The sequence below is a fragment of the Nocardioides sp. 616 genome (assembly GCF_002930065.1).
Taxonomy (GTDB): Bacteria; Actinomycetota; Actinomycetes; order Propionibacteriales; family Nocardioidaceae; genus Nocardioides; species Nocardioides houyundeii.
This window is the reverse complement of record NZ_POAG01000017.1, coordinates 578,775-592,689: the sequence shown is the minus strand read 5'-3', so window position 1 is coordinate 592,689 and position 13,915 is coordinate 578,775. Positions and strand designations below refer to the sequence as shown.

Below are 13,915 nucleotides of genomic sequence, written 5' to 3'. Positions count from 1 at the left end.
ACTCGATCAGTTGCCCGTCCGCTCCATCATCGCTTTGGCTGTTCCGTAGTCGGCCCCAAGCGTCTCCGGGTGAATCGCGACCCAAGCGTCCCCTGACAAGTCGAATCCGTGGCGAGCAGCGAGTTCGCGCTGGGGTGTCCAGGTCCCCATTAGGACCACGAGCTCGTGGCTGAAGAAGACGTCCGGTTTAGCCTGTCGCGCGCGCCGAAGGGGGTCCTTTGCCATGGCGGCGACGGTCTCGATCGCGAAACGGGGGATGACCACTTCGGGAAGAAAGCCGAAGAGCGCCGTCACGCGTCGTTTGATGCCGACTCGTGCTTCGAAGACGACGGAGAGTTGCTCGGGCGTCAGATCCTTCAGTGGGTTCCGGGGGAGGGGCGTCCAGTCGAGCAGGACGGTTGCAAAGGTGTCGCGAGCGTCGGCGCGGATCGTGCGCTTCGCGTCTTGGTTCTTGCCTTCGTTCAGCCAGCCCCGGTGGGTGCGCATGAGGAACACCCGGAAGCGGTCGTTCTTGGAGTCGACCTGCGTCAGCCAGCAGATCTCGCATTGGCCCTCCCGTGGGATGGCCCAGTTTCCGCCGATTGTGGCCTTCAGCTCGACGGGAATGCCGAGAATCGTGGTATCGAGCGGTCGCTCCTTCGGAAGCTCGAAAGCCTCGAGTATCCGGTACTGAAGCTTGACTCCGACTGTGCGCCGTTCGTCGGAATCCACCTCCGGCGCATCAAGGTCGAACCGAAACGTCCTGGCACCGTCCAAAACGTACTCGACCGCCTCGACCACAGCACCGGTCATTAACTGCTCGACGGGTGTGCTCCGGAGCCACGCGAGAACCTGTTGCAGGTCGATGTCGTCGTCAGGATGGGAGATCGTGTGGGGTGCGCCCGATCGATCAGAGACACACTCGTCCCCTGGCTGAGCGAGTGGTGGCTGCGGAACTCGGGGCACGACCGAAATCTATCGACCTAGTCCCTCGCGCGCCGGTGAATGGCGAAACCAGCACCCGAGATGTAGGGACGTAATCCCCACAGCGACGCACTAGTTGGCCGAAACACGCGCGCGGGGATATTTGTTCCAGAGGGGAGAGCGGAGTGTCTCGAGGCACGTTCAGGGGGCCTGTTACCCGTGACACAGCCGCGCTCGAACGGGACGGGCAGCCGTAGCTCACCATAGACTGTCTGGACGAGCTACACGGGCGCCCGGACGATCATCCCTTTTATGAGATCCCGTTGCCGGGACGGGGTGTGGATGCTTGTGGGAGAACGAACTTATCGACGGGACTTCGGTTACCTACGGTAGCTCCTGACGTGCCCGCGTCACTGCTGGTCACAGTCATGGACGAGCGACCGTGTAGGCGGACGGACGGGACTGCTGCACGATCAGGTGACAGTGATTAGTCACGCAGCCTGAGTGGCTGGCGTGGTCATGATTGTCTCGAACTCGATCGGGGTCAACCGGCCGAGACGGTCTTGTCGGCGGCGGCGGTGGTAGGTCCGCTCGATCCAGGTCACGATCGCGATCCGCAGGTCTTCACGGGTGGCCCAGGAACGGCGGTCCAGGACGTTCTTCTGCAGCAGGGCGAAGAAGGATTCCATGGCGGCGTTGTCGCCGCAGGCCCCGACTCTGCCCATGGATCCGACCATGTCGTGACGGTTCAGGGCGTGCACGAATTTCCGGCTCCTGAATTGGGATCCTCGGTCGGTGTGGACCACGCACCCGGCAACGTCGCCGCGCCGGGCGACGGCGTTGTTCAGGGCTGTGACGGCCAGTCGTGACTTCATCCGCGAATCGATGGAGTATCCGACGATCCGGTTGGAGTAGACGTCCTTGAACGCGCAGACGTAGAGCTTCCCTTCACTTGTCCAGTGCTCCGTGATGTCCCCGATCCAGAGCCGATTCGGGGCATCAGCGGTGAACTCGTGCCGGGTGCGACCCTTCTCATCGGTGATTGCGCAGAGGTCGTCGTGCACTGGCGGTCCGGCCTTCTTCACACCGCTCTTCTTCTTCCCAAACGCCGACCACCAGCCGTTGCTCGAGCAGATCTTCCACGCGGTTCGTGGCGTCATCATCACGCCGGCGTCGCGGGCCTCATCGACCAGGAACCGGTAGCCGAACTCGGGATCGTCGCGATGGGCATCGAACGGCGCGTTCGCGCGGTAGGCCCCGTCGAGTTCCGCGGCGGTGATCGGGTTCGCGAGCCAGCGGTAGTAGGGCTGGCGGGCGAGCTTGAGCACCCGACACGTCACCGTGATTGGGATTCCGTCAGCGGCAAGGTCGCGGACGAGCGGGTAGCTCATTTTCCCGGCAGATGGGCCTGGGAAAAGTAGGCCGCGGCCCGCCTGAGGACCTCGACTTCTTGTTCGAGGGTCTTGATCCGCTTCTTGGCTTCACGCAGTTCGGCCGACTGGACTGCGGTGGTCCCGGGGCGTTCACCTTCTTCGATGTCGGCCTTCTTCATCCACGTGTACAGGGTGGTGAAGTGGATCCCGAAGTCCTTGGCGATCTGGGAGAGCTCGACACCGGGCTCACGGTTCCTCGCGACGCGGACCACGTCGTCGCGGAACTCCTTGGGGTACGGCTTCGTCACGGGGACATCCTTCCAGCCCCAACCATCTGGTTAGGACCTGTCGGTGTCACCTATCCGTGCAGCAGTCCCGGGCGAGCTAAAGCGAGCACGCGATGCCCGCAAGACCTGCAGTGCGAGGGCAACATAGGTTTTCGCTCAACAAGACGCCGCTCCTGTAGTAGCGGATGTCGACCGTCCGGTTGGATCCGGTCAAGGCGAGTGAATCGCTGTGCGCCTCGTGCGGTCGATGAAACCGGCGACCGCCGCTAGGCGGCGACCACTGCACAGCGATAGTTGACGAGGTCGCAGCCCTCGATCGTCGCCAACTCGGACCGGCTGAAGGAACTCACGTCCTAGTGGGGACGAGCGCGCCCTCCGGTTCAACAGCTTCGCCTTCGCCCTCCGCCTGATTCTCCTTAGGACGCTTACCTCCCGCCGTAGAGGAACGGCTCCAAGACGTGGCTGCGGGAGCGGTGCTTGAGCTTGTCGAGGGTCTTGGACTCGATCTGGCGGATACGCTCACGCGTGACACCGTAGACCTTGCCGATCTCGTCCAGGGTCATCTGCTCGCCGGTGGTCAGACCGAAGCGCATCGAGATAACGCCGGCTTCGCGGTCACTGAGCGTGTCGAGGACGGCGCCCAACTGCTCCTGCAGCAGCAGGTACTCGACCTGGTGGGCGGGATCCAGCTCCGGGTCGGCCTTGTCGAGCACGTCCCCCAACGTCGCCTCGCCATCGCCGATCTTTATGTCGAGCGACAGAAGGTCCGGCGGGCCCAACTGCAGGCACTCGCGCACCTGCTTCTCACTGAGTTCACAGGCTCGCACCAGCTGGTATAGGGACGGCGGTTCGCCGGCTACCGTGAGGCGCGCCCGAACCGCCCAGACCTTATTGAGCTTCTCGACCATGTGGACCGGCAGTCGAATCAGCCGGGCCTCGTTGGCGATGCCGCGCGTGATGGACTGCCGGATCCACCACATGGCGTAGGTCGAGAACTTGTTGCCCTGTTCGGGGTCGAACAGTTCGACGCCTCGGATGAGGCCGGTCATGCCGTGCTGGACGATGTCGTCGTAGCTCATGCCGGTCTGCGGGTACTTCTTGGCGACGGAGTGCACCAAGCGTTGGTTGTGCAGGAACAGGCACTCGGCCGCGTCGCGTGCCTCACCCGTCAGGGAGGCAAACCCGCCCTGCTCCAGCGGGCGCCCTGAGCGACCGCGGATGAGGATGGCCAGTCCAACCTCCTGCTGGGCTGTCAGCAGGATCGAGGCGTGATGGGCGATATGGCGATCCGCCTTGATGCGGCCCAAGGCTGCCTTCACCGCCAACTGGCGCTCACTCCAGTCGAGCGGTTCGCTTCGCTCGGCGTCAGTGGCAGGAGGACCCTCGCGTCGGTCCTCTTCAGGCTCTGCCGGACGGGGCTGCGCCGGTGCCTGTGCCGGTGACGGGACCGTGGCCGGTGCCTGGACATCGTCCTCGTCGATCCGGATCTTTGCCTTGGTGAGCAGGCGCTCGACCTCTGGCCGGATTGCGTCAGACGGCATCTCTAGGGTTCCGAGAACTCGCTCAAGGCGTGTGCGGCGGATCGCCCCGTCGCGCACGAAGGGCCGAAGGCGCATGAGGACGCGGGACAGGTACTCCATGTCCATTCTGGCCTCCCTTCTTCCGAAACGGCCCCAACAGCGGACTCTCATCGGCATTATTGGCGTCACACGAACGTTATGGAGCAGATCATTGCGGATGGTGCCGACAGAACTCGGGACGGAGGGCATCACCACCTCTGAACGTCGGGTATTCGAAGCCTTGGCAGGTACCGCGCTTAGCGGTGCTGCGCTGCACTCGCTGAACCTGCCACACCATGAATACAAGTTGACGGCCGAACTCGACTTTGTGCTTATTCTCGATGACCTGATCCTCGCGGTCGAGGTCAAGGGTGGCCAGGTCTCCTGCCGCGATGGCGTGTGGACGTATAGCGATCGAGCGGGGCACCGACGGACCTCGCGTGAGGGCCCGTTCAAACAAGTCCAGACGGCGATGTACGCCCTGCGGGAGCGCCTGAAGGAGCGACTCGGTGTAGAGATCGACCACGTTGCTTTTGGCTGCCTGGTTGTCACGCCCGACGTGAATCTGGCGAGCAGCTTCGAGTGGGACGACGACACCTACTGCGGCAGAGGTCCGTTCGATCGAGGCATTGGGAAAGCGATCGACCGAGCAAGCAAGTACTGGCTCGGCAAGCAGGTGAGCAAGAATCCGATCAGCAAGGAGCTGCGCGCTCGCGTGATGCAGGATCTGCGACCTTCATTCGACCGTTCGCCGCTGCTCGACGCGCGGGCGAGCCTGCTCGATGCGGCGATGGTTCGCTTAACCGACGAGCAGTACGCCCGGCTCGATTTGATTAGCGATGAGCCCCGGGTCATCTGTAGTGGTGGCGCTGGCACCGGCAAGACCTTCCTCGCGGCTGAGGTGGCCCGACGCCAAGCGTTACTCGGGCAACGTGTGCTCTTCACTTGCCGCAGCGAGGTATTGGCGGCGTTCGCCACTCGAACGTTGGAGGGCACCGCGGTCGAGGTTAGGGCGGTCTCGGAACTGGGCGACGTGACTCCCTACGACGTGCTGGTGGTCGACGAGGCGCAGGACCTGATGACATTCGACATCCTGGATCATCTGGAGCAAGCGGTTGTCGGTGGCTGGGCCGACGGGCGCTGGACGATGTTCCTCGACCAGAACAGTCAGGCACACCTGTACGGCGACTTCGACCCGGACGCGCTGGCCTTCGTCCAGTCGTTCGGTCCGGTGAAGCCAGCCCTGAAGTTCAACTGCCGGAATACTCGTGAGATTGCCTTCCAGACTCGGGCGTACACCGGGGCAGATACCGGAGTGGCAACCGCCGGCACCGGCCCCGAGGTCGTCTTCGTCGCGGTCGACGACCAGCAGGCCGAGCTGGCCGCCCTTGAGGGGCACTTGCGTTCCCTTGCGGAGCAAGAGGTGGCCCCCGAGCACATCACCCTCGTGTCGCTACGCGGGGAGTGGGAGACCTCAGTCGCCAAGAGTCTGCGCGCTGCTCGGAAGGGACGCCTGACGCAGATGTCGCCAGCCCTCGCCTCGGTGTGGCCCGGCGGAGGCATGACCTGGTCATCTGCCGTGGACATCAAGGGGATGGAGAACCGCTTCGTCTGCGTGGTCGACATCGACTCAGTCACTACGGAGACCGAACTGGATCTCCTTTACGTCGCCCTCAGCCGCCCGCGGGCGGGCCTCTGGGTGGCTACCTCGCCCCACGTCAACAAGCAGCTCGGTGAGCTGTTCAAGCAGCACCTCGACGGTGCAATGAACGCATACAAGAAGGCAGCCGTATGACCGACCTGATCCAGATCAGAGACGACTTCGTGGCCTACGTCAGGCGGCAACTCGTCGGCCCCTTCGATGGTCCAGCGGAGATCATCTTCGATCCCCCGAACCGCCGTTACCTCATGGGCATCCTGTTCCCGCGTCAGGTCGCCTTCGAAGGTTACGTGGAGAGCGAGGGCGAGGAGCGCGACGAGACCTCCGCCACCGACACAGGCGAAGAGAGTCAGTTCAGCGACGATCCGGTCTCGGCGGCCAACGACTTCCTGCCTGCCTCTCAGGGGTTGTCGTTCTTCACGACGGCGCCTGAGCTCACGGTGCGGGCCCGCGCCGCCGAGTACGAGACGCTCAGTGGCGCCGTCGCCGAGGAAGTTCTCAAGGAGCTGTCGCTTCAGGGGCGGGCGACTGAGGGGCTGGAGGAAGAGGATCCACGCCAGAAGGCCAAGGGCTCCTCGAAGATCTGGCGTCGTCACCAGTTGGATGAGGCCACCGTCAAGGTGAGCGCCACCGACAAGGAGCCCACCAAGGTCTGGGGCGATAAGGCGGAGGTGCACGTCCGCTGGCGCAGCTACCCGCACGGCTCGCTGGTCACGATCACACTGGTCAACGCGCGCCATGCGGATGACGAGCGGCCGGAGCGTCACTGGGACGAGATGCTCATGCAGGTCGAGTTCGACGTGACGGTGCCGGCTGGGTTCCATGTGCTGGAGTACCCCAGCGTTGCCCTGGCTTCTCATGACCCGGAGGAGGGCGAACTTCGCCTGGTCCACCGCGAGGCCAAGGTGTACGCGATCGGGCATGGTTGCTCCCCGGAGTGGTCGTCCCATGAAGGCGTCGTGTCCTCGGTTCGCTCCGAGGTGATGCCGTCGCACGTCGTGCCGCGGGTCAGTGCTGACGGGGACGCTGCGCAGGCGTTGGACGTTGCCTGGCTGGCCGACGAGGCGATCTCGGCGGATGTGCTGCAGGCCGAGCTGAACGCATTCGTTGATCCGTACGAGGACTGGATCGGCAAGGTCAAGAAGAAGGCAGCCGGGCTCGACGATCGCTATCAGGGAGCCACTACGTCGATCATCGAGCGTTTGGAGCGTGCGCTGGAGCGCATGCGCGACGGGGCCAGCGTCTTCACGGACCATCCAGATCGGGTCAAGGTGCTCCAAGCATTCCGTCTGGCCAATCGCGCAATGCTGCTCCAGATGCGCCACAGCCAGAAGGACATGGCGGGCTCCCGCCGACCGGTTGGCGCGGCTCCCGATATGCCGACGACCTACGGGCCGGGCGCGAGCTGGCGACTGTTCCAGCTCGGCTTCTTCCTGACGACGCTGCGTGGCCTGGTTGACGACCAACATGACGATCGCGAGGTCGTCGACCTGATCTGGTTCCCGACTGGTGGAGGCAAGACCGAGGCGTATCTGCTCGTAGCGGCGTTCGAGATCTTTCGCCGCCGCTTGGTGCTCGGTGACACGGGCGGTGGGACTGCTGTCGTCAGTCGGTACACGCTGTCGCTGTTGACCGCCGACCAGTTCAAGCGCACCGCTTCGACCACGGCCGCTTGTGAGTACCTGCGCCGCCAGCGCTCCGACCTGGGCGACGAGCCGATCTCGGTCGGACTCTGGGTCGGCGAGGCGACATCGCCCAACCGGTACGCCAAGGCACGTGAGCGCTTCGAGGAGTTGCGGGATGCCGGCGAGACGGACGAGCGGTTCTTGCTCGACCGTTGTCCCTGGTGTGGCACTGAGATCGTCCCGCGCGAGCACCACGAAAACGACGCCCTCTACGGAATCACGTCGACCGACCGCTCGTTCGCGTTCAACTGCCCGTCCACCAAGTGCGAGTTTCACGAGCAGATCCCGGTGCAGGTCATCGACGACGGGCTTTACGACGCGCCTCCGACGTTCCTGCTTGGGACGGTCGACAAGTTCGCGCAGCTCGCTTGGGTGCCCGAGTCCGGGGTGCTGTTCGGTCGCAGCGCAGGCAACCGCCCACCGACCCTGATCATCCAGGATGAGTTGCACCTGTTGACCGGACCGCTCGGCACCACCGTCGGCCTGTACGAGGCGGCGATCAATCTGCTGTGCGAGGTCGACGACCGTCCGCCGAAGGTCATCTCCAGTACGGCGACGATCCGTCGCGCCTCCGCTCAGATCATGGGCCTCTTCGGGCGGCGGGTCGACCTGTTCCCGCCGTCGGGCATCGACGCCGACGACTCCTACTTCGCCCGAGCCGACGAGAAGACACCGGGGCGGCTCTACGTCGGCATGATGGCGCAGGGTCACACCTCTGACACTGCCGTCGTGCACACCGGCGCGGCGCTGCTCCAGGCACCAGTGGATCTCGGTCTGACAGGGGACGCCCAAGACGCCTACTGGACCGTGGTGGCTTACCACAGCTCGCTCCGCGAGCTCGGCCGTACCGTCACCATCGCCCGCGACGACATCAATGCCCGGCTGGGCAGCCTGGTCGTCGACCGACCGCGCCGCGAGTACGACGTCGAGGAGCTGTCGTCGTCTGTGCCACGTGCCTTGCAGCCCCGCCTGTTGGAGCGCCTCAATCTGCCGGTGTTGAGCGGCTCGGTGATCGACTTCCTTGCCAGCACCAACATGTTGTCGGTCGGTGTCGACGTCCCGCGTCTCGGCCTGATGCTGGTGAACGGGCAGCCCAAGGCGACAGCCGAGTACATCCAGGCCACCAGCCGAGTCGGTCGCTCGACGGCCCCGGGTCTGGTCTTCGGTCTGTTCCGCTCAACCAAGCCGCGCGATCGCTCGCACTACGAGAACTTCCGTGCCTTCCACTCGGCTCTGTATCGCCACGTAGAGCCCACGAGCGTGACGCCGTACTCGCCGCCGTCGCGTGACCGCGCTCTCCACGCGGCACTGGTCATCCTGGCCCGCCATCGCCTGGGCATGCAGTCGGACGGGAGCGCGGGCAAGATCTTGGACAGACGGCCCGAGGTCGAGGACATGGCCGCCAGGCTGGTCGATGTCGTCGAACGCGTCGAGCTGCGTGAGAAGCAGGGCGCAAAACAGTACCTCGACCAGTTCATTGAGGACTGGGTCGAGCGCGCTGAACGGGCAGACCAGGAGAGCAAGCTCCTGTACTACAAACCAAACGGCAAGGGCCAGATCAACCTGATCCGTCAGTTCCACACCAAGGCGGTTGGCTGGCAGACGCTCGGATCGATGCGCAACGTGGACTTGGAGTCGCTCATCGAGGTCGCGCGCAGCGGCGGCGGCGCTGCCGCTAAGGGGGACTGATGCAACGCAAGATTCGGCAGTCGCAGACCATCGTCCCGTTCGGTGTCGGCGCCATCTTCGATCTCCAGGGTGAGTCGCTCGTCGCGTGTGACACCTTCCGCTGGGGTCCGCGCGGTGAACGGATCCAGAGTGAGCGACTGGCCGCTGTCCTCGGTGTCTCGGAGTTCCGCGCCGCCCCAGCCGTCGCCAGCAATGCCTGGGCTGCTCCGTCCGCAGGTGTGCCTTACGCCCGTTTCCCAGCGTGGCTGTTCTGCCAGAAGTGCCGGCGGATGACCCGCTGGACGCGGGCGCTCGAGCAATCGGACAAGGCGCCGACTTGCGGAAGCTGTCCCGGCAAGAAGCAGCTGGTGCCCATGCGCTGGATCCAGATCTGTCCGAACGGGCACATGGATGATCTGGACTGGAAGCGATGGGCGCACTCACGCAACACCAGTCCCGAAGCGCGGCAGTGTCAGAAAGACAACCTCTTCTTCGAGTCCGTCTCGGGCAAGGGAGCGGGTGGTCTCGACACGCTCCAGGTCCACTGCCACAGCTGCCACAGCCGACGCAACCTGATGGGCATCACGAGCAAGGGATCGCTCAAGTCGATCGGTGTGACCTGCAACGGCCGGCAGCCTTGGCAGCGCTGGGACGAGCGCGCGGATTGCGACGAGGTGCCGCTGGCAGTCCAGCGAGGCGCCTCCAATGTCCACTTCCCACTGGTGCACTCGTCGATCGAGATCCCCAACGCGTCACGGGCAGACTCCCAGAGCGCGAAGGCCCTCGCGATCAAGGCGGACGATTTCTTCCGGCCTCTGCTGGGCGTGAACGAGGACGCCCCGATGTTCGACATGATGGTCGAGACCCTGGTCAAGGCGCACGGCGTCACGCCTGAGTACGTCAAGGGCCTGGTCCGTGACGAGAAGCAGCGTGAGGCTGGCAAGGCCACCACGGTCGAGGCGACGCCGGGTGACCTCCTGGGAGAGGAATGGGCGGCCTTCCTGACGGAGATCGACAACTCCGACGACCCGCACTTCCGTACCAGGCACGTCGACCTGGTGCAGACCACCAAGACCAGGGTCACCTCGCTCCTGGCTGACCGGGTCGACAAGGTGGTGCTGGCTGACCGCCTCCGCGAAGTGCGGGCCCTCGAAGGGTTCCACCGGGTCACCCCGGCGGGTAGCGACAAGCTGGTGCCCGTAGCGCTCAACCACAAGGCCACGGTCGACTGGCTGCCCGCCATCGACGTGCGCGGCGAAGGGATCTTCCTTTCACTGGACGAGGGACGTCTGGCTGTCTGGGAGGAGCAGGGTGCCGTTCGTGATCGCGTCCTGGAGCTGGAGAAGAGGCTGAACGCATCGTTCATGGAGCCGCGACTACGTGAGCGCACCGGTCCGGTCCTCGCGCCTCGGTACGTCCTCCTGCACACGTTCGCGCACCTTCTGATTCGGCGTCTCGCATTCGAGTCCGGCTACGCCGCCACGAGCCTCCGTGAGCGCATCTACGCCCGGAGCTCAGCGGACCCCGGCGGAGCGTCCAAGCAGGCGGGCATCTTGATTTACACCGCCGCGGGAGACTCGGAAGGCACGCTGGGCGGTTTGGTGCGCCAAGGCGAGCCGCCGCACTTGCAGGGCATCGTGCTGGAGGCCTTGCAAGATGCCATGTGGTGTTCGTCTGATCCTCTTTGCAGCGAGAACCTTGCCTCGACTTTCGCCAGCCTCAACTTCGCGGCCTGTCACGCCTGCACGCTGGTTGCTGAGACGAGCTGCGAAAGCGGCAACTATCTACTCGACCGGGTTCTCGTCGTTGGTAGTGACAAGGTGCCCGGCTTCTTTCAAGACGTGCTCGGCGCAGCCATCGAAGCAGCTGGCGCAGGGATCAGAGGGATCTCTTGAGACTGCCAGCCTTCGAGGACCTCTCCAAGGAGCAAGACCTCATCTACAACCTCGACCTGGATGGCAACTATCTCGTCTCAGGCCCGCCCGGCACTGGCAAGTCCGTCATGGCGCTCTACCGAGCGCAGGTGCTGACGTTCGACGACCGCGAGCCCGCCCTGCTCATGTACAACAACGTGCTGCAGCAGTACACCGCACAGGCCGCCGATACCCTCGAAGTCGCCGGCTTTGTCCGTACCTTCCACAGTTGGATCTGGCGCTTCTGGCGAGAGCACTTCAAGCAACAGCCACCGACGCTGGAGGGCAACTCTTACGCCCACGACTGGGCGGAGATGACCGGCCAGTTCTTCGCGGCGCCACCAAACCCCGGCACACTCGCAGATCTACTCGTCGATGAAGGACAGGATCTTCCGCTCGGCTTCTACAGACTCACCCGGTTCTTCACCAAGAACGTCACCGTATTCGCCGACGAGAACCAACAGCTGTCCGACCAGAACACCACTCTCGAGGAGATCGCGAAGGCCATCAGCGCGGACGAGCAGCTTGAGCTCAAGCGGAACTACCGCAACACGGCTGAGATTGCCGCGGTGGCGGCCAAGTTCTATTCCGGCACGCCGACCGGCATCCCGGAGCTGCCTACTCGGCACGGTGAAAAGCCAACCTTGCGTCGCTACGACTCCGACACCGACTTGGCCGACTTCGTCGCGCGCTACGTCAATTCTCGCACCAACCTGATCATCGGCATCGCCTGCGAAAACAAGCGAATGCAGTACCGACTCCTGCGCCTCCTCGAAGAGCGCAAACTGCCGGTGCCCATACAGATGTACGCCTCGGCTAACAAACAGCACAAGACGCTCGATTTCGATATCCCCGCCGTCACCATCGTGAACTTCCGTTCGCTCAAGGGTCTGGAGTTCGACACGCTCTTCGTGCCAGAGCTCCAGCAACACTCGGTTGACCCGACGTCCGCGGCAACGAGGATGATGTTCTACGTGGTGATGTCCCGCGCCCGGGACGAGCTGCATCTTTCATACAGCGGGAGTGGGGGACTCCCGCCGATCCTGAGCGACTTGAAAGGCCTGGTGCGCGAACTGTGAGCGAGGACGATCAGCTTCCATTCAATGGCCCGAACGACGACCAGCAGAGCCTGCCTCCGCTTGAAGCCGCGAAGGCCTCCAACGCCGCGGAGCTTGCATCAAGCGCTGGCGATGGTGACGGTCGAGCCCATAGGGCGCTGGGCCCAGGTGCACGGGCGGTGGAGCAGCTGGTCGCCGGGCAAGGTGAGGAACCGCTCCCGATCCACGAGCGCGCAATCGCAGAGGAGCCGTCAGAGTCCGGGGCTGACATGACCGAGATGAACGAGTCATCGGTCGCCAAGGCCGCACCCGGCAGCCAACCAGCCGCGCCCGCTAGCACGCTGTACTTCCTGACCAACCGGATGAACCTCAACGGCATCTTGAGTACTCGGCTCGTGGCCCCTCGGGAGTCTTTCCAGAAGTACTACGCCGATCTCCTGCAGGAGACCCCCGGCTGGGTTCCGCTTCTTCGTCATGCGCCGACGTCCGCGCAAATCGAAGCGGTGACCACCGAGCGCGGCGCGGGAGCGCCGATTATCGTAGAGTTCCCGCTCGACGTCGCCGGGAAGGTGAAGACGGATGCCCCGGTCGTCTTCGTGCCCGCGGTTGCACTCTCGGACGCGCTTGCGATCCACCTACCCTCTGAGCGAGACTTACGCGAGCACCTCGCTCGAGGCTACGGCAACGTCCATGCACATGACGAGCTGCTGCATGTCACGCCAGCCCTGTTCATGCATGAGGCGGCAGTTCCAACTACCTTCAGTGCTCCGAGCCCTGCGCCTGCGGTCGATTGGCGCGGCCTTGACCGAATCCGCGGAGCCATCAACGCGGCGGTCGCTTCAGCCACTTCCGGCGAGCAACTCGCTCTCGTGGCGGCGTTGCTTGGTGCCAGCAAGGTGCCGGCATCGGCGCGCGTGCCCTCGTGGCTCCAGTGGCTCGACCTCGATGACCACGCTTCGCCGGACGTTCGCCCACGACCAGACAGTGCGCAGCCGGACCATGTCGGTTTCCGTGCCGCCTACGACGTCCTGGGTGACCGAGACGTAACCGAAGTGTGGAGCCCGAACGAGGTGCTCGACGCCGTGGAGGCGCGGGTCCGCGATGCTGGCTTGGCCGATGATGCGGCCGACGCGCTGGTACGTAACTTCGGTCGTGTCCGCTCGATCGTCAACGTCGAGGTCGACTTCGAGCCTTTCCGCCCGTCGGCTCGTGCGCTTGTCAGTGCCAAGGCGCTTCTCCTGGTTCTGCTCCGCCAGGACCTCGACCAGCTGCTCGCCTGGTCGGACGAGGAGACTGGCGCCGATGACGCCACCCGAATCGTGGCTGCAGTGCTCGCTGGTCGCCTTCGCGGTCTGTCACGAGAGTCGGCTGAGCTCCGTTCGCTGGAGCTGGACGACCTGACGGCATCGTGGGCGGTTCGCGTCGCGCGCCGAGGGGCTGCCCCGCTTGGGAAGGTCCAGTTCGTCGCGAACAGCCGCGGAACATCGCTGAAGATCGCTGGCGTCGAGGTGGCCACGCACAGCGCCCTGCTCCCCGACCTGCTGTCGAAGTACCAGAAGACCGCGGACGCCAAGAAGGAAGCGACTCGCATCAAGGTCTCGCGGGCGATGGGGTGGCCGGTCGAGCATCGCGTCCAGGTGCCCTCAGGCGCCTCGGTCGAGACGGGTGACGCGCTCATCACTATCTCTTCTGCAGAAGAGATAGTGATGAGCGTTGCAGTCGACGAGCAGGGGTTCGTTGGCCGCCTGCGGTCGCTGACGGGAGGGGAGCATCGGCGCGCCGCAGAGGCGTTCGCGTCCCGTCGGTGAA

At 64.5% G+C, this 13,915-nt stretch carries 8 protein-coding genes; 5 read left to right on the top strand and 3 right to left on the bottom strand.

Annotated elements, in window-relative coordinates; all coding sequences use genetic code 11:
- Nucleotides 1-6: 6 nt before the first annotated feature.
- From C5H89_RS09200 to C5H89_RS09190, 3 genes are all read right to left on the bottom strand, one after another.
- Entirely contained in the window at nt 7-945 is a 939-nt protein-coding gene (locus C5H89_RS09200; protein WP_162799305.1) for a NaeI family type II restriction endonuclease, read from the bottom strand.
- Between the two features lie 449 nt (nt 946-1,394).
- A protein-coding gene (locus tag C5H89_RS09195) for an IS3 family transposase (protein WP_104106686.1) occupies nt 1,395-2,584 on the bottom strand; the annotation gives its coding sequence in 2 pieces (ribosomal slippage) (nt 1,395-2,297 and nt 2,300-2,584; 1,188 coding nt in all).
- Between the two features lie 404 nt (nt 2,585-2,988).
- On the bottom strand, nt 2,989-4,203 hold the full coding sequence (locus tag C5H89_RS09190) for a sigma-70 family RNA polymerase sigma factor (RefSeq protein ID WP_162799304.1): 1,215 nt from the start codon (nt 4,201-4,203) through the stop codon (nt 2,989-2,991).
- Between C5H89_RS09190 and C5H89_RS18925 the strand changes: the two genes are divergently transcribed.
- The 5 genes from C5H89_RS18925 (at nt 4,202) to C5H89_RS09165 (ending at nt 13,914) form a co-directional block, all read left to right on the top strand.
- Nucleotides 4,202-5,917, top strand: a complete 1,716-nt coding sequence (locus C5H89_RS18925) for an NERD domain-containing protein/DEAD/DEAH box helicase (protein WP_162799303.1) — start codon at nt 4,202-4,204, stop codon at nt 5,915-5,917. The genes C5H89_RS09190 and C5H89_RS18925 overlap by 2 nt on opposite strands.
- On the top strand, nt 5,914-9,156 hold the full coding sequence (locus tag C5H89_RS09180; RefSeq protein WP_205304939.1) for a helicase-related protein: 3,243 nt from the start codon (nt 5,914-5,916) through the stop codon (nt 9,154-9,156). The genes C5H89_RS18925 and C5H89_RS09180 overlap by 4 nt, the downstream gene beginning before the upstream one ends.
- Nucleotides 9,156-11,030, top strand: coding sequence for a DUF1998 domain-containing protein (locus C5H89_RS09175; RefSeq protein ID WP_104106684.1), 1,875 nt, complete (start codon nt 9,156-9,158; stop codon nt 11,028-11,030). The genes C5H89_RS09180 and C5H89_RS09175 overlap by 1 nt, the downstream gene beginning before the upstream one ends.
- Nucleotides 11,027-12,127 (top strand): 3'-5' exonuclease, encoded by a 1,101-nt coding sequence (locus C5H89_RS09170; protein WP_104106683.1) that lies wholly within the window; start codon nt 11,027-11,029, stop codon nt 12,125-12,127. The genes C5H89_RS09175 and C5H89_RS09170 overlap by 4 nt, the downstream gene beginning before the upstream one ends.
- A 248-nt stretch (nt 12,128-12,375) precedes the next feature.
- Complete coding sequence (locus C5H89_RS09165) at nt 12,376-13,914, top strand: hypothetical protein (RefSeq protein WP_162799302.1); 1,539 nt, start codon at nt 12,376-12,378, stop codon at nt 13,912-13,914.
- The last annotated feature ends 1 nt before the right edge of the window (nt 13,915 follow it).